Raw genomic sequence first — 18,613 nt, forward strand, 5'->3', positions numbered from 1 at the left:
TTCGTGGCGGGGGATTGCTGAGCGCGTCAGCCGCGGGGAGCCAGGCTGGCCGCCAGCGCTTCGAGGCCCTGGTCCAGTTCGCTCTCGGTGATCGTCAGCGGGGGCCGGAAGCGCAGGCCGCGCGTCCCGCACGGCAGCGCGATCACCTGGTGCCCGGTGTACATCCGGCGCAGGACCGCGTCGCGCTGCTCGGTGTCCGGCAGGTCCACCGCGCACATCAGGCCGCGGCCGCGGGCGTTGGTGACCACCCCGGGGTGCCGCTCGGCCAGTGCTTCCAGCCCGTCGCGCAGGTACTTCCCGCGCTGCACCACCGAATCCAGCAGGTCCGTGCGCTCGATGGTCTCCAGCACCCGGGTGGCGCGGACCATGTCGGCCAGGTTGCCGCCCCAGGTCGAGCTGATCCGGGAGGACACGGCGAACACGTTGCTCTCGACCTCGCCGATCCGGCCGCCGCCCATCACCCCGCACACCTGGGTCTTCTTGCCGAAGGCCACCAGGTCCGGGCGCAGGCCCAGTTGCTGGTAGGCCCACGCGGTGCCGGTCAGCCCGCAGCCGCTCTGCACCTCGTCGAGCACGAACAACGCGTCGTGGCGGTGGCAGAGGTCCTGCATCGCCTGGAGGAACTCGGCGCTGAAGTGGTTGTCGCCGCCCTCGCCCTGGATGGGCTCGGCGAGGAAGCAGGCGATCATGCCGTCCGCGGCCCGGAACGCCTCTTCCGCGGCCTCGAGCGCCCGTCGCTCGGCCTCCCGGTTCGCCTCGGCGTGCGTGGTCAGCGGGTGCTCCAGCGCGGGGGCGGGGATGCGCGGCCAGTCGAACTTGGGGTAGCGCGCGGTCTTCGACGGGTCGGTGTTCGTCAGCGACATGGTGTAGCCGCTGCGGCCGTGGAAGGACCGCTCCAGGTGCAGGACCTGCAGCCGGTTCACCGCCCGGTCGTCCAGCCCGAGTTTCTGCGCCTTCCAGTCGAAGGCGGCCTTCAGCGCGTTCTCCACCGCCAGCGCGCCACCGTCCACGAAGAACAGGTGCGGGAGCAGCGGATCACCGAGCACGCGGGCGAAGGTGGTGACGAACTTGGCGTAGGGCACGGTGTAGACGTCGGGGTTCGACGGCTTGTTCACCGCGGCCGCGGCGAGTTCCCCGACGAAGGCCGGGTCGTCCACGATGCAGGACGGGTTGATCCCGAGTGGCGCGGAGGCGAAGAATGAGAACAGATCGAGGTAGCGGGTGCCGGTGACGGCGTCGACGAGCCAGGGGCCCGCACTCGCCTCGAGGTCGAGCACCAGGTCGTAGCCGTCGGTGAGCACGTGGCGGGCGAGCGCCTGGCGCACGTCGCGAGCGTCCGGGCCCGCCGGTACGCGGGCGGCGGGCATCTCGAGAACCATTGCTGTCCCCCAGCGTGTGTCAGTGGTGGTCGGAGAAAGGGCCGTTCGGGGGACCCCGCCACCCGTCCGGACGCAGCGGGGCGCACAGACAGTGAAAGGCCGGGTCGGCGAATTCGGTCAAGGCGGCGTTGGGCCGCCGCTCAGTTGCTCGACAAAGCTCGACAATACTGCTCGACAATGCTCCGGTGGATTAATCGGGTTTGCCTACTCGGTCGATGCGGGGAAGCCGCCGCGAAAATGATCAGCGCACATCAACGGGTAGCGGTGAACTCGCCACAGGACCGAGGCTAACAGCGCGAGCCGGTCCGTGAACCGCCATTGGGGTGACTACCGTCCACCGCGCCCGTGCTGTCAGACCTTCGTCGGATGGAGCGCGGCAATCCTTGACACACAAGGGATTTTCACAGATAGGCCACCCGGCCCCGTGGTGCGCTGCGCCATACCGGGCGGTTTTTCTTTGCCAACCCGCGACGACGGCTGGTAGCCTTTCCACATCGGCTGCGGGCACCGCGCCGCCTGGGGAATGCTTTCATCCGCGCATACCGGCTGCGGTGCTCCGCGCTTTCGCCGAATGCCCGGCCGACCATTTTTTCCGCTTACCGTCCTTATACTCTTCGGGGAGACCTGCGCATGGTGGCGACCGCCTGGGCGAACGCCCGTGAGCAGGTGTCGCTCGATCCCGCGGTGACCAATCTCAACGCCGGTTCCTGCGGCCCGCTCCCCCGTCCGGTGTTCGACCGGGTCACCGCGCTGCGCGCGCGGATGGCCGCCGGGCCGATGGACTTCCTCTCGCGGCAGTTGCCGCCACTGCTGTGGACCGCGCGCGAACGCCTGGCCGGCTACCTCGGCGCACGGCCGGAACGGCTGGCCTTCGCCACCAACGTGACCGGCGCGGTCAACCTGGTGGCCTCGTCGGTACAGCCGCACCTGGCCGCCGGCGGGGAGATCCTGCTTTCGGACCAGGAGTACGCGCCCATGCGGTGGTGCTGGGAGCGGGTGGCGCGACATCAGGGCCTGGTGGTCCGGACCTTTCGCCTCCCGGTTCAACCACTGGACCCCGACGAGGTCGTCGAGGCGGCCACGGCCGCGATGGGCCCGCGCACGCGGCTCCTCTTCTTCAGCCACGTGGTCTCGTCCACCGGCCTGGTCCTGCCCGCCACGCGGTTGTGCGAGGAAGCCCGCCGCCGCGGCGTCCTGACCGTGGTCGACGGCGCGCAGGCCCCCGGGTTCACCGACCTGGACCTGGCGGCCCTGCCCTGCGACTACTACGCGGGCAGCGGGCACAAGTGGCTGCTGGCGCCCACCGGCGTCGGCTTCCTGCACTTCGCCGAGGACCAGGCGGGCGTGCTCCGCCCGCCACAGGTGAGCTGGGGTTACCGCCCCGACGGCGAAAACCCGTCCGACGAACGCAACCGGTTCGGCAGCACCGACCGGCTGCGCAACCTCGAATGCGAGGGCACGCGGGACCTGTGCCCCTGGCTCGCGGTGCCGTCGGCGATCGACTTCCAGGCCGGGCTCGGGCACGGACGCGTGCGGGAACGCATGCGGGAGCTGGCGGCCTTCACCCGCGAGCGCCTCAGCGGCTGGCGCGGCCTGGAACCGGTGACCCCGGCACACCCCGGGCTCTCCGGCGCGATGACCGCGTTCCGGCTCCCGCCGGGCACGGACACCGCGGGGCTGCGTCACGGCCTGTGGGACCGCTTCCGGATCGACGTGCCGGTGCTCGACCGGCCGGACGGCCCGCTGCTGCGGGTGTCCACGCATTTCTACAACACCGAAACCGAAGTCGAGCGCCTGGCGGAGGCGCTGAAGGAGCTGAGCAAATGACGGACGCGACCGTGCCGACCTTCGATCTGGCCGAGCTGCGTGAGGGCTTGCACCAGGAGGAGTTCCGCCACTGCCTGCGCGAGAAGGGCGTGTTCTACCTCAAGGGCACCGGGCTCGCCGAGGCGGACCACGCCTCGGCGCGGGAGATCGCGGTGGACTTCTTCGACCACGGCACCGAGGCCGAGAAGAAGGCGGTGATGACGCCGATCCCGACCATCCGGCGCGGGTACGCCGGGCTGGAGTCCGAGAGCACCGCGCAGATCACGAACACCGGCAAGTACACCGACTACTCGATGTCGTACTCGATGGGCACCGCGGACAACCTGTTCCCCAGCGCCGAGTTCGAGAAGGCGTGGGAGGACTACTTCGCGCGGATGTACCGCGCTTCGCAGGACGTCGCGCGGCAGGTGCTGACCTCGGTCGGCGCGGAACCCGAGGTCGGCATGGACGCCTTCCTCGACTGCGAACCCCTGCTGCGCCTGCGCTACTTCCCCGAGGTGCCCGAGGATCGCGTGGCCGAGGAGCAGCCGCTGCGGATGGCCCCGCACTACGACCTCTCGATCGTCACCCTGATCCACCAGACCCCTTGCGCGAACGGGTTCGTCAGCCTGCAGGTCGAGGTGGACGGGTCCTATGTGGACATCCCGGCGCAGCCGGGCGCGGTGCTGGTGTTCTGCGGCGCGGTGGCGACGCTGGTGGCCGACGGCGCGATCAAGGCGCCCAAGCACCACGTGGCCGCGCCCGGCGCGGACAAGCGGGTGGGCAGCAGCCGCACCTCCAGCGTGTTCTTCCTGCGCCCCAACGGGGACTTCCGCTTCTCGGTGCCGCGGGCCAGGGAGTGCGGGTTCGACGTCAGCATCCCGGCCGAGACCGCCACCTTCGACGACTGGATCGGCGGCAACTACATCAACATCCGGAAGACCGCCGCCGCCCGGTGACCAGCGTCCGGGGGGCTTCCAAGACCGGCAGGACCAGCAAGACCAGCACCGCGACCACCGCGCTGGTACTGGCGTGCACGGCGCACTTCCTGGTCGTGTTCGACACGTCGGTGATCACCGTGGCGCTGCCGTCGGTGCGGGCGGATCTGGGCTTCGCCCCGGCGAGCCTGCAGTGGGTGGTCAACAGCTACACGCTGGCCTTCGCCGGGCTGTTGCTGTTCGGCGGCAGGCTCGCCGACATCCACGGCCACCGGCGGGTGTTCCTCGGCGGCCTGGCGGTGTTCACCCTGACCAGCCTGATCGGCGGGCTGGCCACGTCACCGGCGATGCTGATCGCGGCGCGGGCCGGGCAGGGCGCGGGTGCGGCCGTGCTCGCGCCGCTGGCGGTCACCATGCTGACCACCTCGTTCCCCGAGGGGCCGCGGCGGACGCGGGCGCTGACCATCTCCACCGCGGTGGCGCTGGTCGGCGGGGCCTCGGGCAACCTGCTCGGTGGCGTGTTCACCGAGTTCCTGTCGTGGCGGTCGGTGCTGCTGGTCAACGTGCCGATCGGCATCCCGGTGCTGTTCCTGGCCGCACGCGTGCTCGCCCGGCCCGCGGAAACGCCGTGGGGCCGCGTCCGGCTCGACCTGCCGGGCGCGGTGCTGGCCACGGCCGGGCTGACGCTGCTCACCCTCGGTGTCTCGCAGACCCACGAGCACGGCTGGAGCGAAGCGGCGGTGGCGGTGCCGCTGGCGGGCGGACTGCTCGCGCTGCTGGCGTTCGTGGTGGTCGAGGCGAGGTTCGCCGCGTCACCGCTGATCCCGCCGCGGCTGTTCGGCCTGCCCGGGGTCGGCTGGGGCAACCTGGCCATGCTGCTGGCCGGGGCGAGCCAGGTCCCGGTGTGGTTCTTCCTCACCCTGAGCATGCAGCACGTGCTCGGGTACAGCGCCGCGCAGGCCGGGCTGGGGTTCGTGCCGCACGCGCTGGTGATGCTGGTGGTGGGCCTGCGGGTGGTGCCGTGGCTGATGCGGCACGTGCAGGCCAGGGTGCTCATCGCCGCGGGCGCGGCGATCGGCGCGCTCGGGTTCTGGTGGCAGAGCCTGCTCACCCCGGACAGCGCCTACCTCGGCGGCATCCTCGGCCCGGCGGTGCTGATCTCCATCGGCGGCGGCCTGGTCGGCACACCGCTGGCCAGGACGGTCACCTCCGGCGTCGGGCCGCTCGACGCCGGCGCCGCCTCCGGGCTGATGAACACCACCCGGCAGTTCGGCGGCGCGTTCGGGCTGGCCGTGTTGCTGACGGTGACCGGCAGCGGCACCTCCGGCAGTCCCGCGGAACTGGCGTCGCACTACGGCGACGCGTTCGTCGGCATCGCGGTGTTCATGCTCGCGATCGCGGTGCTGACCCCGGTCCTGCCCGCCCTGCGCGATCGACCTCTCCAGGTGTGATCCACGTCTCACCCGTGGCGCGATGAGTCCGGTCCTCCGGTGGAGTCTGCTTCTTCGAACAGCGACTTCCGGAGGAAAACGCATGGCTCAGCTGCTGAGAGTCCAGAACTTCAACGTCTCGTCCGACGGCTACGGTGCCGGGGAAGGCCAGAGCCTTCAGCGGCCGTTCGGCCACGCCGACCCCCGCGAGATCTTCGCCTGGGCCGGGGCCACGGCGAGCTGGCCCAACCGCACCGAGCCGGGCGGCACCCGCGGCCTCGACGACCACCTCGTCCGGGACTTCCACCACAACATCGGCGCGGAGATCATGGGCCGCAACAAGTTCGGCCCGCAGCGGGGCCCGTGGGAGAACCACGACTGGCTCGGCTGGTGGGGCGACGAGCCGCCGTTCCACACCCCGGTCTTCGTGCTGACCCACCACGAGCGGCCGTCGTTCACCCTGTCCGACACCACCTTCCACTTCGTCGGCGGTGACCTGGCCGCCGTGCTGAAGCGGGCGAAGGAAGCGGCGCAGGGCAAGGACGTCCGGCTCGGCGGCGGCGCCACCACCATCCGCGCCTTCCTCGACGCCGACCTCGTCGACACCCTGCACGTGGCGGTGGCGCAGCCCGAGCTGGGCGCCGGTTCGCGGCTCTGGGAGTCGCCCGACGAGCTGCGCGACCGCTTCCACGTCGACGTCGTACCCAGCCCGAGCGGGGTCACCCACCACCTCTTCTGGCGGAAGTGACCCCTCGCGCCCTCAGGCCCGGGTGAACTCCATGACCCAGTTGGACTCCCAGGTCCGGCCGCCGTCGGCGGAGAACTCCTGTTCCCAGCGCGCCGAGTCCGGGGTGATGCCCGACCAGAGGTAGTGCGCCCTGATCGGCCTGCCTTCGTGCTCGTCGTCGCCGTAGAAGTCGCCGCGGCCGTCGGTGAAGGTGCCGAAGACCGGCGGGAAGAGGCGGCCGGTCTGGCTGTTGGACCAGTAGAGCGCCCATTCCTGCCGCTCGACGTCGAACAACCGGAGGGTGAACCCCCGGGTGCCCAGGGTCGGGAAGAGGATCTCGTCGGTGTTCCCGCCACCGTCGAAAAGGGACCGCGAGGTGCTGGTGCCCGGGAACTCCACCCAGTCGCCGGCACCGGACAGGACCGTCCTGAGCCGTCGGTTGGCCACGTTCCAGGACCCGAGCAGGAAGTCGAAATCGTTCACGCCGCTGATGCTGCCCGCCCATCACTGACATCTTCTGTCAGTGACCGGCGGGCGAGTTCGTTCCCCTGCTAGAACTGGGAAAAGACCAAGGGGGACGAGATGCCGTTCGACCACGCTCACTGGCAGGAGCGCTTCGACGCGCTGCGCACCGAACACCACGTGCCGGGGGCGGCGCTGGCGGTGTTCGTGGACGGCGAACTCCACGAACTGGCCGGCGGCGTGCTGCACCGCGGGACCGGCGTGGCGGTGACCACGGACTCGGTGTTCCAGTCCGGTTCGGTGGCCAAGGTGTACACCGCGACGCTGGTGATGCAGCTGGTCGACGCCGGGGAACTGCGGCTGGACACCAGGGTCGCCGACGTGCTGCCGGGCTTCGCGGTCGCCGACGCCGAGGTCGCGCGGACCGTGACGATCGGCCGGCTGCTCAGCCACACCAGCGGGATCGCCGGGGACTTCACCCTGGACACCGGCCGCGGTGACGACTGCCTCGCGCGGTTCGTCGAAGCCTGCGCCGACGTGGGCCAGGACTGCCCGCCGGACACGGTGATCTCCTACTGCAGCACCGGGTACGCGCTCCTCGGCCGGATCGTCGAGGTGCTCACCGGCCAGACCTGGGACGACGCCCTGCGCGACCGGCTGTTCACGCCACTGGGGCTCCACCAGTCGATGACCCTGCCGGAGGAGGCGCTGCGGTTCCGCGTGGCCATGAGCCACCTCGGTGAGCTGGGCACCGATCCGGAACCGGCGCCGGTGTGGGACATGCTGCCGCGCTCGGCCGGACCGTACGGCCGGGTCCTCATCACCGCCGCCGACGTCGTGCGCTTCGCCCGGATGCACCTCGATGACGGCGTCGCGCCCGACGGCACACGTGTGCTGTCCGCCGGATCGGCGGCCCTGATGCGGCAGCAGGTCGCCGGTTGCCTGGACACCTGGTCGTTCATGGCGACCGGGTGGGGTCACGGCTGGGCGCTGTACGACTGGGACGGCGTTCCCGGCTACGGGCACGACGGCGCCTCGGGCGGGCAGTTCTCGTACCTGCGGGTCGTGCCCGGCAGCGGGGTCGTGGCCGCGCTGCTGACCAACGGCGGGGTGGCGACCAGCTTCTTCACCGACCTGTTCCGGGAACTGCTCGGCGAACTCGCCGGGGTGCGGATGCCCGAGGTCTTCGCTCCCCCGGCCGAACCGCGGCCGATCGACGTGGCCCCGCTGGCGGGCACGTACGAACGCGAAGGCGTGCGCCTGACGGTCGGCGAGCGCGACGGCGGCCCGTACCTGCGGTTCGAACTGCTCGGCGGCATGGCGGGCTACGCACCGCCGATCGAAGCCGCCCTGGTACCGGTGTCCGCGAACGTACTGGCCATGCCGGGGATGGGCCCGGTCAGCGCGCCCTGGCTCCCGCTGGTCTTCGGCACCTTCCCCGACGGCACGCCCTACGTCTACTTCGGCATGCGGGCGGCGCCCAGGGTCGGCCCGGTCACCCCCAGTCCCGGGTGAAGCAGCCCGCCAGGTACAGGTCCACGCGGTCGGAGAAGCGGCTCAGGTCCCGGCCGGTCAGCTCGGAGATCCGGCTGACCCGGTACCGCAGGGTGTTGACGTGCAGGTGCAACTCGGCCGCGGTCTGCGTCCAGGAGCCGGAGTTCTCCAGGAACACCTTCACCGTGTGCACCAGATCCGAGCCGTGCGCTTCGTCGTAGGACAACAGCGGGCCGAGTACCTTGGCACCGAAGGACCGGCGTAGTTCCTCGGGGACGGCGGCCAGCAACAACAGGTGTGACGCGACCTCGTCCCCGGCGACCACCGAAGCGCGGCCCGGGGCCAGTTCGGCGAGTTTCCTGGCGTGCCGTGCTTCCTGCACGGTCGGGCGCAGGGCCTGCGCGTCCGGCGCCCGGCCGATCCCGACCGCCAGCCGGGCCGAGCCGAGAGCGGGTTCCACCACGAGCACGGCTTCGCGGATCCGCTCGACCAGGCCGTCCACCGGCTCCCGGACCGCCAGCAGACCGAACGTCTCCGCGTCGAGCGAACCGACCAGCGCCGGGCCGCCGAACGGGGCAAGCACCTCGTCGAGGATCACCGGCGCCAGGCCGGGGCCACCACCCTGCACGCCCGCCGAAAGCACCAGAACCTGGTCCTCGGCGGAAAACCCGGCGGCCCCGAGTCGCGAGTCCAGGTCCGCCTGCGTGGCTTCCGCCGACAACACCCGGCGCAGCAACGGTTCCGCGGCCCGGTTCTCGATGCGCTTCGCATCGTCCAAACGGGACCGTTCGAGCCCGGCCAGCGCGGCGAACTCGGCGGCGACCTCCCGCTGCGCCGGTTCCCAGCGCGCGTGGTCGTCGGCCACCACCACGAACCAGCTGCCCATGCGGTGGCCCGCCTTGTTCGCCGAAGCAAGCATGGTGAACCCGCCTGCCGCCCGCGGCAGCCGCTCCCCCAGCAGGTAGCGCCGGGCGAGTTGCGCGCGCTGCTCCGCGCCGAGCGAATCCCCCGTTCCGGCGATCACCCGGCCGGTGGCGCTGAGCACCCAGCAGTCCGCGCCCAGCTCGGCCGCGCCCGCCTCGACGAGCGCGGGCAGGCCGCCACCGGCGGTCACCGCGGCGAGCAGGCGCCGGTGGCGGTCGAGGCCCCCGCCGCCGTCCGCCCCGGCCCGTTCCGCGGCCAGGCCGAGGATGACGCGCTCGCTCACCGTCGCGAACGAGACGGACACCGGCACCTCGAACAACGGCAGGCCGACGCGGCGGCACGAGTCGATCATGTGCTGCGGCACCGGTCCGTCCACTTCGGCCGTACCGGCGCCGAGCGCGACCACCCCGGCCTCGGTCAGCGTGGTGACGAACGCGTCGGCGTCCTCGGGGCCGGGCAGCCACCGCATGCCGCAGAGCACCAGTTCGCCCCCGGTGAGGTACCGGGTGGGGTCGCTCAGGGTCGAGGTGAACACGCGGGCGAACTCGCGCTCGCGCGCGTCGGGGCCGTAGAGCAGGGTCAGTCCCAGCTCAGGCGTGTCCAGCAGGGCTCCGAGTCGCACCCGCACCTCCCTTTCCTCCGGCCCCCAGTACCGCATACCGGCACGTGAAGGGCCTTTGGAGGTAACCACAAAAACCACGCCGGGGGGGCACCGCGGGTTTCGGCGGATCGCCCGTGGCCCGGTTGCCGGGCCGGACTGTGTACTGCTTCACATCCAGCAGGCGGGCAGCAGTCGGGAGGAAGCAGGCATGGCGATCGTGCTCGGCGAGAACCAGTACGGCAAGGCGGAGAACCGCGTGGTCCGGATCGACCGCGACGGCGAACGGCACCGGATCACCGATCTGAACGTGAGCGTCTCGCTGTCCGGCGACATGATCGACACCCACCTCACTGGCGCGAACGACAAGGTGCTGGCCACCGACACGCAGAAGAACACGGTGTTCGCCTTCGCCAGGGAGGGCATCGGCGAGATCGAGGACTACGGCCTGCGCCTGGCCAGGCGGTTCGTCGACTCGCAGCCGTCGATCCACCGGGCACGGGTGCGCATCGAGAGCTTCCCGTGGGCCCGGCTGGAGGTGGGTGGCAAACCCGCGCACCATTCGTTCGCCCGCTCCGGCGAGGGCACGCGCACCGCGCTGATCACCTACGACGGCGAGCGGGCCGAGGTCACCGGCGGGCTGACCGACCTCACCGTGCTCAACTCGACCGACTCGGAGTTCTGGGGCTTCCCGCGCGACGAGTACACCACCCTGCCCGAGACGCGGGACCGCATCCTCGCCACCGCGGTGTCCGCGACCTGGCGGTTCGCCTCGGCCGACGGGGTGGACTGGGGCAAGGCTTTCGACACCGCCCGCGCGAGCCTGCTCGACGCGTTCGGCGGGACCTACAGCTACTCGCTGCAGCAGACGCTCTACGCGATGGGCAGCCGGGTGCTGGAGAACGTGCCGGAGATCGCCGAGGTCAGCCTGTCCCTGCCGAACAAGCACCACTTCCTCACCGATCTGTCGGCGTTCGGCCTGGACAACCCCGGCGAGGTGTTCCACGCCGCCGACCGCCCGTACGGCCTGATCGAGGGCACCGTGCGGCGGGACGATTCCTGAGAGGACGAGCACCATGGACTTCCTGCGCCCGCTGACGCTCGCCGACGCACTGGCGGCGAAGGCCGAACACCCGGACGCGGTCCCCCTCGCCGGCGGCACCGACGTGCTGGTCGAGCTGAACTTCGACCACCGGCGCCCGGCCGCGCTGCTGGACCTGACCCGGGTGCCCGACCTGCACGAACACTCCCGTGTGGACGGACGCGTCCGGATCGGCGCGGGCGTGCCGTACACCCGGATCATCGCCGAACTGGGCGCGGACCTGCCCGGGCTGGCGATGGCGGCACGCACGGTCGGCTCCCCGCAGATCCGCAACCGCGGCAGCGTGGGCGGCAACCTCGGCGCGGCCTCCCCCGCCGGTGACTCGCACCCCGCGCTGCTCGCCGCGGACGCCGAGGTGGAGATCGCCTCGGTGCACGGCGCGCGCCTGGTGCCGGTGAAGGACTTCTACCTCGGGGTCAAGCGCAACGTGCTCGCCGAAGACGAGCTGATCACCGCGGTGCACCTGGCCCCGGCCACCGGGCCGCAGCAGTTCAGCAAGATCGGCAGCCGCAACGCCATGGTGATCGCGGTCTGCGCCTTCGGTCTCGCGCTGCACCCGGAACGCGAGCGGGTCGGCACCGGTATCGGCTCGGCGGCCCCGACCCCGCGCCGGGCGGCCGAGGCGGAGGAGTTCCTGGCCGGTGAATTGACCGACCGGAACCTGTGGCACGCCCCGCGCGCGCTCGAGGACTCGGTGAAACGCCGGTTCGGCGAGCTGGTCGCGCGGGCCGCGTCCCCGATCGACGACGTGCGCGGCAGTGCCGCGTACCGCAAGCACGCACTGGCCGTGATGGCGCGGCGGACCCTGGGCTGGGCGTGGCAGGACTACCTCGAAGGGAGCCGGCGGGCATGCGCGTGAACGTCACGGTCAACGGCGAGGACCGGCAGGCCGACCACGTCTGGGAAGGCGAGAGCCTGCTCTACCTGCTGCGTGAGCGGCTCGGCCTGCCCGGCTCGAAGAACGCCTGCGAGCAGGGCGAATGCGGCTCGTGCACGGTCTACCTCGACGGGGTTCCGGCGTGTGCCTGCCTGGTCGCGGCCGGGCAGGCCGAAGGCCGCGAGGTACGGACGGTGGAAGGACTCGCCGACGGCGAGGCCCTTGATCCGGTTCAGGAGTCCTTTGTGGAGTGTGGAGCGGTGCAGTGCGGCTTCTGCACACCGGGGTTGCTGGTCGCCGCGCACGATTTGATCGAGCGCACCAGCGAGCCCGGCGACGCGGAGATCCGGGAGGCGCTGGCCGGGAACCTGTGCCGCTGCACCGGTTACGAGAAGATCCTGGACGCCGTCCGGCTCGCCGCCGCACGGAAAGCCGAGGTGGCCAAATGAACCCCGCCCGTTCCCCGCAGACGCTCGACGACACGATCACCGGTGGCATCGGCGAAAGCCCGCTGCGACCCGACGGCGTGCTCAAGGTCCGCGGCGAGTTCGCCTACTCCTCGGACCTGTGGCACGAGGACATGCTGTGGGGCGCGACCCTGCGCAGCCCGCACCCGCACGCCCTGATCACCGGCATCGACACCAGCGCGGCACTGGCCGTGCCCGGCGTGCACGCGGTGCTGACGCACGAGGACGTGCCCGGCGAGAACGTCTACGGCCTCAAGTACCAGGACACACCGGCGCTGGCCGCCGACCGCGTGCGCTACCAGGGCGAGCCGGTGGCGATCCTGGCGGCCGACCACCCGGAGATCGCGCGGCAGGCGCTCAAGGAGATCGAGGTCGGCTACGAGGTGCTCGAGCCGATCACCGACCCCGAGCGGGCCGCGCACGACCACACGCTGCCGCACCTGCACCCGGACGGGAACCTGGTGCGCTACCAGCGGATCGTGCGCGGGGACCCGGACGCCGAAGCCGAGGTGGTGGTGTCCGGGGTCTACGAGATCGGCATGCAGGACCAGGCCTTCCTCGGGCCGGAGTCCGGGCTGGCGGTCCCCGCCGAGGACGGCGGCGTCGACCTCTACCTGGCCACCCAGTGGCTGCACGTGGATCAGCGCCAGACCGCGAAGGCGCTGGGCCTGCCGCTGGAGAAGGTGCGCCTGACGCTGTCCGGCGTCGGCGGTGCGTTCGGCGGGCGCGAGGACCTCTCGATGCAGATCCACTCGTGCCTGCTCGCCCTGCGCACCGGCAAGCCGGTGAAGATGGTCTACAACCGCGAGGAGTCCTTCTTCGGGCACGTGCACCGGCACCCGGCGAAGATGTACTACGAGCACGGGGCCACGAAGGACGGCGACCTGGTCTACGTCCGCGCCCGGCTGTACTTCGACGGTGGTGCCTACGCCTCGAAGACCCCGGTGGTGGTGGGCAACGGGACCACGCTGAGCGTCGGCCCGTACGACGTGCCCAACGCGAGGATCGAGGGCTGGGGCGTCTACAGCAACAACCCGACCTGCGGCGCGATGCGCGGTCTCGGCGCGGTGCAGCCGACGTATGCCTACGAGTCCCAAATGGACAAGCTGGCGGCGGCGCTCGGCATGGACCCGGCGGAACTGCGCATCCGCAACGCGATGAGCGAGGGCTCGGCGAACGTGACCGGGCAGGTCATCGACTTCCCGGCGCCGGTGGCCGAACTCGTGCAGCGGGTCAGGGACATGCCGTTGCCGCCGGAGCACCGCACTTCGCCGGTGGACATCCGAAACCTGCCCGGTGGCACGTCGAACACCACGCACGGCGAAGGCGTGGTCCGCGGCATCGGGTACGGCGTGACCATCAAGAACATCTCCTACGCCGAAGGACTCGACGACTACTCGACCGCGAGGGTGCGCCTGGAGGTGCTCGGCGGCGAAGCGGTGGCGATGGTGCACACCGCGGCGGCGGAGGTCGGCCAGGGCCTGGTCACGGTGCAGCAGCAGATCGCACGCACCGAACTCGGCGTGCCGCGGGTGACCGTGCACCCGGCGGACACCAGCGTGGGCGACGCCGGCTCCAGTTCGGCGTCGCGGCAGACCTACGTCACCGGTGGCGCGGTCCGCAACGCGTGCCGCGCGGTGGCCGAGCGGGTTTTCGCCCGCGCGGCGGGCCGTCTCGGACGATCGCCCGAAGGAATGGCCCTGTCCGGCGGGAAAATCGTGGCTTCCGACGGTGAAGTCCTGGCCGCACTGGCGGATATCCTCGGTGAGGACGCCATCGAGGAGACGCGCGAGTACCACCACCGCCCGACCCATCCGCTCGATCCGGAGACCGGCCAGGGCGACGCGCACGTCCAGTACGGCTTCTCCGCCCACCGCGCGGTGGTCGACGTGGACACCGAACTGGGCCTGGTCAAGGTCGTGCAGCTGGACTGCGCGCAGGACGTCGGCAAGGCGATGAACCCCGACGCCGTCGTCGCGCAGATCCAGGGCGGCTCGGCGCAGGGCCTCGGCCTGGCCGTGATGGAGGAGATCCAGGTCCGCGACGGGAAAGTACGCAACCCCTCGTTCACCGACTACCTCATCCCGACCGTGCTCGACATGCCGCCGATGCGGATCGACGTGCTCGAACGCGCCGACCCGCACGCGCCCTACGGCGTCCGCGGGGTCGGCGAGCCGCCGACCATCTCGGCCACCCCGGCCATCGCGAACGCCATCCGCGCGGCCACCGGACTCGAACTGCCCCGCGTGCCGATCCGGCCCGAACACCTCACCGGAACCTGACCCAGGAGAAGCCATGACCACCACCGAAAGCCGCGAAGCCGCCTGGCTCACCGAATGCGTGCGGCTGGCCGCGAAGAACGTCACCGAAGGCGGCGGGCCGTTCGGCGCGCTGATCGTGCGCGACGGCGAGACCATCGCCACCGGGGTCAACCGGGTCACCCCCGACCTCGACCCGACCGCGCACGCCGAGGTCGTCGCGATCCGCGCGGCCTGCCGGGCACTCGGCACCTTCAAACTCGACGGCTGCGTGCTGGTTTCGTCCTGCGAACCGTGCCCGATGTGCCTCAGCTCGGCGCTGTGGGCCCGGGTCGACCGGATCGTCTACGCCGCCGACCGGCACGACGCGGCGAAGGCCGGTTTCGACGACCTCGCCTTCTACGAGCTGTTCTCCACCCCTCGCGACGCCTGGTCCGTACCCGTGACCCAGGTGTCCACAGAGGACGGTTTCACCCCGTTCGCGACCTGGCTCGACCAGCCGGACCGCGTCGACTACTGAGCGCACGAACGCTGACCGGAGCACCGCAGGAACCACGTCCCGAACACCCACCGGCAAGGGAGAGGACGCCCCCGATGACGCTGGCACGTCCCGACGACCGGGTTCACGAAGGCGAACCCGAACCACCCCGCAGGTCGCTGCTCGACCGGTACTTCCAGATCTCCGGCAGGCAGAGCACCGTCGGCCGCGAGGTGCGCGGCGGCCTGACCACCTTCGTCGCGATGGCCTACATCGTGCTGCTCAACCCGCTCATCCTCGGTGCCTCGGCGGACATCACCGGCACCAAGCTGAGCACCGCCCAGCTGACCACGGCCACCGCGCTCTCGGCCGCGGTGATGACCGTGCTGATGGGCGTGATCGGCAACGCGCCGCTGGCGCTGGCCGCCGGGCTCGGCATCAACGGCATCGTCGCCTTCCAGATGGCGCCGGCGATGACCTGGGCGCAGGCGTTCGGGCTGGTGGTGCTGGAGGGCCTGTGCATCGTGCTGATGGCCGCCAGCGGGATCCGCGAACGGATCCTCAACGCCATCCCGATGCCGCTGAAAACCGCGATCACCGTGGGCATCGGGCTCTACATCGCGCTGGTCGGCCTGGTCAGCGCCGGGTTCGTCACACGCGTCCCGGACGCGGCGGGCACCACGGTCCCGCTGCAACTGGGCGTGGCCGGGCACCTCGACGGCTGGCCGATCGCGGTGTTCTGCTTCGGCCTGCTGCTGATGGCGGTGCTGGTGACGCGCAAGGTGCCCGGGGCGGTGCTGATCAGCATCGCCGTGGCGACCGTGGCCGCGGTCGTGCTGCACGACGGGTTCGGCCTCGGCGACTGGGGCCGCACCGAGCCGACGCTGCCCAGCGACCTGTTCGCCGCCCCCGATTTCGGCCTGCTCGGCGAGGTGGACCTGTTCGGCGGGTTCGTCTCGGCGGGCGCGCTGACCGCGACGATCTTCCTGTTCACCCTGGTGCTGTCCGGTTTCTTCGACGCGATGGGCACCATCACCAGCGTCTCCGACGAAGCCGGGCTGTCGAAGAACGGGAAGGTGCCCGGGATGGGCCGCATCCTGCTGGTGGACGGCGCGGGAGCGGTCGCGGGCGGGGTCACCGGTTCCTCGCCGAACACGGTGTTCATGGAGTCGGCGGCGGGTGTGGGCGAAGGCGCGCGGACCGGCCTGGCCAGCGTGGTCACCGGGGCGCTGTTCGCCCTGACCCTGCTGTTCACCCCGCTGGCCGGGGTGGTCCCGGCGCAGGCGGCGGCCCCGGCGCTGGTGGTCATCGGCGGCATGATGATGGCCCAGGTCCGCACCATCCCCTGGCACGAACCGGACTACACGATCCCGGTGTTCCTCACCGCGGCGCTGATCCCGTTCACCTACTCGATCACCAACGGCGTCGGCGCCGGGCTGATCGCCTTCGTGGTGATCAAGACCTGCAAGGGCCGCTGGCGCGAAGCTGGCTGGCTGCTCACCGTGCTGGCCTTGGTCTTCGCGGTCTACTTCGGCATCGACGGCGTCAAAGCACTCTTCTAGGGAGGCGAGCTGTGGCTCTGATGTTCCTCAACGGCGGCGCCATGCGCGGCGAACCGCTGCACCACCTGCTCGGCGGCGCACCACTGGTCACCGCGACCACCACCGCGCCGAAGTACCGGTTCTACTCGGTCGGCGACCAGTGCCCGGCGTTGTTCCCCGTGTCGCACGGCGGCGCGGCGGTGGCGGGCGAGGTCTACGACATCGGCCTGGACGCGCTGCGCGACCACGTGCTGCCGTCCGAACCCCACGAACTGGAGCTCGGGGTCGTCGAACTGGCCGACGGCAGCTCGGCGTTCGCGATGTTCCTGCGCCGCCCGTACACCTCCCACGTCCAGCTCCGCGACATCACCGAGATCGGTGACTGGCGGGCCTACCGCGAAGCCCGGGAAAGGGCAGCATGACGATCTCCGTGCCGGACGGCCTCCGGCTCGACGTGAACCTCTCGATCCTGTTCACCGAACTCCCCCTGCTCGAACGCCCGGCCGCGGCCAAAGCGGCGGGATTCGACGCGGTCGAGTTCTGGTGGCCGTTCGACTCCGCGACCCCCGGCGACGCCGAGGTCACCCGGTTCGTCCGCGCGGTACGCGACGCCGGTGTCGAACTGGCGGGGCTGAACTTCGCCGCGGGCGACCTGCCCGCCGGTGACCGCGGGCTTCTCTCGTGGCCGGAGCGGTCCGCCGAATTCCTGGCGAGCGTGCCGATCGCGATCGGCATCGCCGAGGAACTGGGCTGCCGGGTGCTCAACGCGCTCTACGGCAATCGGATCGACGGCGTCGACCCGGCCGCGCAGGACGAACTGGCGGCGGAGAACCTGGCGGTCGCGGCCCGCGCCGCCGACGCGCTCGGCGCGGTCGTGGTCGTCGAACCGGTGAGCGGGGTCCCGGCCTACCCGCTGCGGACCGCCGCCGACGCGCTCGCCGTGCTGGACCGGGTGCAGCGCGAGGACCACGGGTGGAACCTGCGCCTGCTGGCCGACCTCTACCACCTCTCGGTGAACGGCGACGACCTCGACGCGGTCATCGCCGAGCACACCGGCCGGATCGGCCACGTGCAGCTCGCCGACTCCCCCGGCCGGGGCGAACCCGGCTCCGGCTCGCTCGACCTGGGCGGCTACCTCGGCAAGCTCGCCGCGAACGGCTACTCCGGCCACGTCGGCCTGGAGTACAAGCCCACCGGCGCGAGCGCCGGCAGCTTCGGCTGGCTGTCCCCCACGACGAAGGAACTCCATGACTGACCTCGCATTCATCGGCCTCGGCATCATGGGCGCGCCGATGGCCCGCAACCTCGTGCGTGCCGGGTTCACCGTGACCGGCTACGACCTCGACGCCGCCGCGGTGGCCAGGCTCGCCGAGGACGGCGGCAAGGCGGCTGGCTCGATCGCCGACGCGATCCACGGCGCCGAGATCGTCATCACCATGCTCCCGGCCGACCCGCACGTGGAAGCGGTGGTGCTCGGCGAAGGCGGCGTGTTCGAGACGATCAAGCCGGGGACCCTGTTCATCGATTTCAGCACGATCAAGCCGGAAACCTCGCAGAAGGTGGCCGAAGCCGGGGCCCACCAGGGCGTCCGCGTGCTCGACGCGCCGGTCTCCGGTGGTGAAGCCGGGGCCGTCAACGCCGTGCTGTCCATCATGGCCGGTGGCATCCGGGCCGACTTCGACGCCGCCAAGCCGGTGTTCGACGCGGTCGGCAAGGTGGCCGCGCTGGTCGGGCCGCACGGCGCGGGCCAGGTGGTCAAGGCGGCCAACCAGCTCGTGGTCGGCGGCACCTACGCACTGGTGGCCGAGGCGATCGTGCTGCTGGAAGCGTCCGGTGTGGACGCCCGCGCCGGGCTCGACGTGCTGGCGGGCGGGCTCGCGGCGAGCCGGATCCTGGAGCTGAAGCGGGAATCCATGCTGGCGCGTGACTTCCGGCCGGGCTTCCGGATCGACCTGCACCACAAGGACATGGGCATCGTGCTCGACGCCGCCCGCCAGGCCGGGGTGTCGCTGCCGTTCGGCCACCAGGTCGCCGCGCTGGTGCAGGCCGCCCGCGCGCAGGGGCTCGGCGATTCCGACCATTCCGCGCTGCTGAGTGTCGTCGAGCGGCTGTCCGGGCGAGAGGGGAACTGA

Annotated in this window: 17 protein-coding genes; 14 read left to right on the plus strand and 3 right to left on the minus strand. The window is 71.3% G+C overall.

Annotated elements, in window-relative coordinates; genetic code table 11:
- Nucleotides 1-26 precede the first annotated feature (26 nt).
- A complete protein-coding gene (lat, locus tag JOM49_RS31885) occupies nt 27-1,379 on the minus strand; it encodes an L-lysine 6-transaminase (protein ID WP_209667877.1) in 1,353 nt (450 codons plus the stop codon).
- A gap of 630 nt (nt 1,380-2,009) precedes the next feature.
- On the opposite strand from lat, the gene JOM49_RS31890 reads away from it, so the two are divergent.
- The 4 genes from JOM49_RS31890 to JOM49_RS31905 all read left to right on the plus strand — a co-directional run bounded on the left by JOM49_RS31890 (nt 2,010) and on the right by JOM49_RS31905 (nt 6,301).
- Nucleotides 2,010-3,206, plus strand: a complete 1,197-nt coding sequence (locus JOM49_RS31890; RefSeq protein WP_209667878.1) for an aminotransferase class V-fold PLP-dependent enzyme — start codon at nt 2,010-2,012, stop codon at nt 3,204-3,206.
- Nucleotides 3,203-4,144, plus strand: coding sequence for a 2OG-Fe(II) oxygenase family protein (locus JOM49_RS31895; protein ID WP_209667879.1), 942 nt, complete (start codon nt 3,203-3,205; stop codon nt 4,142-4,144). Before JOM49_RS31890 ends, JOM49_RS31895 begins: the two co-directional genes overlap by 4 nt.
- On the plus strand, nt 4,141-5,574 hold the full coding sequence (locus tag JOM49_RS31900; RefSeq protein ID WP_308158942.1) for an MFS transporter: 1,434 nt from the start codon (nt 4,141-4,143) through the stop codon (nt 5,572-5,574). Before JOM49_RS31895 ends, JOM49_RS31900 begins: the two co-directional genes overlap by 4 nt.
- An 82-nt stretch (nt 5,575-5,656) precedes the next feature.
- On the plus strand, nt 5,657-6,301 hold the full coding sequence (locus tag JOM49_RS31905; RefSeq protein ID WP_209667880.1) for a dihydrofolate reductase family protein: 645 nt from the start codon (nt 5,657-5,659) through the stop codon (nt 6,299-6,301).
- Nucleotides 6,302-6,313: 12 nt separating this feature from the next.
- Here the strand turns inward: JOM49_RS31905 and JOM49_RS31910 are convergent, their stop codons facing one another.
- Nucleotides 6,314-6,763: a hypothetical protein gene (locus tag JOM49_RS31910; protein WP_209667881.1), complete on the minus strand. Its 450-nt coding sequence runs from the start codon at nt 6,761-6,763 to the stop codon at nt 6,314-6,316.
- 99 nt (nt 6,764-6,862) lie between these two features.
- On the opposite strand from JOM49_RS31910, the gene JOM49_RS31915 reads away from it, so the two are divergent.
- Nucleotides 6,863-8,257 carry a serine hydrolase domain-containing protein gene (locus tag JOM49_RS31915; protein ID WP_209667882.1) on the plus strand — a complete coding sequence of 465 codons (1,395 nt, stop codon included), beginning with the start codon at nt 6,863-6,865 and terminating at the stop codon, nt 8,255-8,257.
- Here JOM49_RS31915 and JOM49_RS31920 read toward each other — a convergent pair.
- Nucleotides 8,238-9,782 carry a PucR family transcriptional regulator gene (locus JOM49_RS31920; protein WP_209667883.1) on the minus strand — a complete coding sequence of 515 codons (1,545 nt, stop codon included), beginning with the start codon at nt 9,780-9,782 and terminating at the stop codon, nt 8,238-8,240. The two genes, JOM49_RS31915 and JOM49_RS31920, sit on opposite strands and share 20 nt — an antisense overlap.
- A 187-nt stretch (nt 9,783-9,969) precedes the next feature.
- On the opposite strand from JOM49_RS31920, the gene pucL reads away from it, so the two are divergent.
- The 9 genes from pucL (at nt 9,970) to JOM49_RS31965 (ending at nt 18,613) form a co-directional block, all read left to right on the plus strand.
- Complete coding sequence (pucL, locus tag JOM49_RS31925; protein WP_209667884.1) at nt 9,970-10,821, plus strand: factor-independent urate hydroxylase; 852 nt, start codon at nt 9,970-9,972, stop codon at nt 10,819-10,821.
- A 13-nt stretch (nt 10,822-10,834) separates the two neighbouring features.
- Nucleotides 10,835-11,719, plus strand: coding sequence for an FAD binding domain-containing protein (locus tag JOM49_RS31930; RefSeq protein WP_209667885.1), 885 nt, complete (start codon nt 10,835-10,837; stop codon nt 11,717-11,719).
- Nucleotides 11,710-12,186 carry a (2Fe-2S)-binding protein gene (locus JOM49_RS31935; RefSeq protein WP_209667886.1) on the plus strand — a complete coding sequence of 159 codons (477 nt, stop codon included), beginning with the start codon at nt 11,710-11,712 and terminating at the stop codon, nt 12,184-12,186. Before JOM49_RS31930 ends, JOM49_RS31935 begins: the two co-directional genes overlap by 10 nt.
- Nucleotides 12,183-14,486: a xanthine dehydrogenase subunit D gene (pucD, locus tag JOM49_RS31940; RefSeq protein ID WP_209667887.1), complete on the plus strand. Its 2,304-nt coding sequence runs from the start codon at nt 12,183-12,185 to the stop codon at nt 14,484-14,486. Before JOM49_RS31935 ends, pucD begins: the two co-directional genes overlap by 4 nt.
- 13 nt (nt 14,487-14,499) lie before the next feature.
- Nucleotides 14,500-14,982, plus strand: a complete 483-nt coding sequence (locus JOM49_RS31945) for a nucleoside deaminase (RefSeq protein WP_209667888.1) — start codon at nt 14,500-14,502, stop codon at nt 14,980-14,982.
- Nucleotides 14,983-15,056: 74 nt separating this feature from the next.
- Nucleotides 15,057-16,502, plus strand: coding sequence for an NCS2 family permease (locus tag JOM49_RS31950; protein WP_209667889.1), 1,446 nt, complete (start codon nt 15,057-15,059; stop codon nt 16,500-16,502).
- Between the two features lie 11 nt (nt 16,503-16,513).
- Nucleotides 16,514-16,903, plus strand: a complete 390-nt coding sequence (locus tag JOM49_RS31955) for an allophanate hydrolase-related protein (RefSeq protein WP_209667890.1) — start codon at nt 16,514-16,516, stop codon at nt 16,901-16,903.
- On the plus strand, nt 16,900-17,736 hold the full coding sequence (locus tag JOM49_RS31960; protein ID WP_209667891.1) for a hydroxypyruvate isomerase family protein: 837 nt from the start codon (nt 16,900-16,902) through the stop codon (nt 17,734-17,736). Before JOM49_RS31955 ends, JOM49_RS31960 begins: the two co-directional genes overlap by 4 nt.
- On the plus strand, nt 17,729-18,613 hold the full coding sequence (locus JOM49_RS31965) for a 2-hydroxy-3-oxopropionate reductase (protein WP_209667892.1): 885 nt from the start codon (nt 17,729-17,731) through the stop codon (nt 18,611-18,613). The genes JOM49_RS31960 and JOM49_RS31965 overlap by 8 nt, the downstream gene beginning before the upstream one ends.

This window comes from Amycolatopsis magusensis (assembly GCF_017875555.1).
Classification (GTDB): domain Bacteria; phylum Actinomycetota; class Actinomycetes; order Mycobacteriales; family Pseudonocardiaceae; genus Amycolatopsis; species Amycolatopsis magusensis.

Coding starts and splice junctions, on each gene's coding strand:
- lat (WP_209667877.1), bottom strand. CDS start 1,379: ATGGTTCTCGAGATGCCCGCCGCCCGCGTACCGGCGGGCCCGGACGCT.
- JOM49_RS31890 (WP_209667878.1), top strand. CDS start 2,010: ATGGTGGCGACCGCCTGGGCGAACGCCCGTGAGCAGGTGTCGCTCGAT.
- JOM49_RS31895 (WP_209667879.1), top strand. CDS start 3,203: ATGACGGACGCGACCGTGCCGACCTTCGATCTGGCCGAGCTGCGTGAG.
- JOM49_RS31905 (WP_209667880.1), top strand. CDS start 5,657: ATGGCTCAGCTGCTGAGAGTCCAGAACTTCAACGTCTCGTCCGACGGC.
- JOM49_RS31915 (WP_209667882.1), top strand. CDS start 6,863: ATGCCGTTCGACCACGCTCACTGGCAGGAGCGCTTCGACGCGCTGCGC.
- pucL (WP_209667884.1), top strand. CDS start 9,970: ATGGCGATCGTGCTCGGCGAGAACCAGTACGGCAAGGCGGAGAACCGC.
- JOM49_RS31930 (WP_209667885.1), top strand. CDS start 10,835: ATGGACTTCCTGCGCCCGCTGACGCTCGCCGACGCACTGGCGGCGAAG.
- JOM49_RS31935 (WP_209667886.1), top strand. CDS start 11,710: ATGCGCGTGAACGTCACGGTCAACGGCGAGGACCGGCAGGCCGACCAC.
- pucD (WP_209667887.1), top strand. CDS start 12,183: ATGAACCCCGCCCGTTCCCCGCAGACGCTCGACGACACGATCACCGGT.
- JOM49_RS31945 (WP_209667888.1), top strand. CDS start 14,500: ATGACCACCACCGAAAGCCGCGAAGCCGCCTGGCTCACCGAATGCGTG.
- JOM49_RS31950 (WP_209667889.1), top strand. CDS start 15,057: ATGACGCTGGCACGTCCCGACGACCGGGTTCACGAAGGCGAACCCGAA.
- JOM49_RS31960 (WP_209667891.1), top strand. CDS start 16,900: ATGACGATCTCCGTGCCGGACGGCCTCCGGCTCGACGTGAACCTCTCG.
- JOM49_RS31965 (WP_209667892.1), top strand. CDS start 17,729: ATGACTGACCTCGCATTCATCGGCCTCGGCATCATGGGCGCGCCGATG.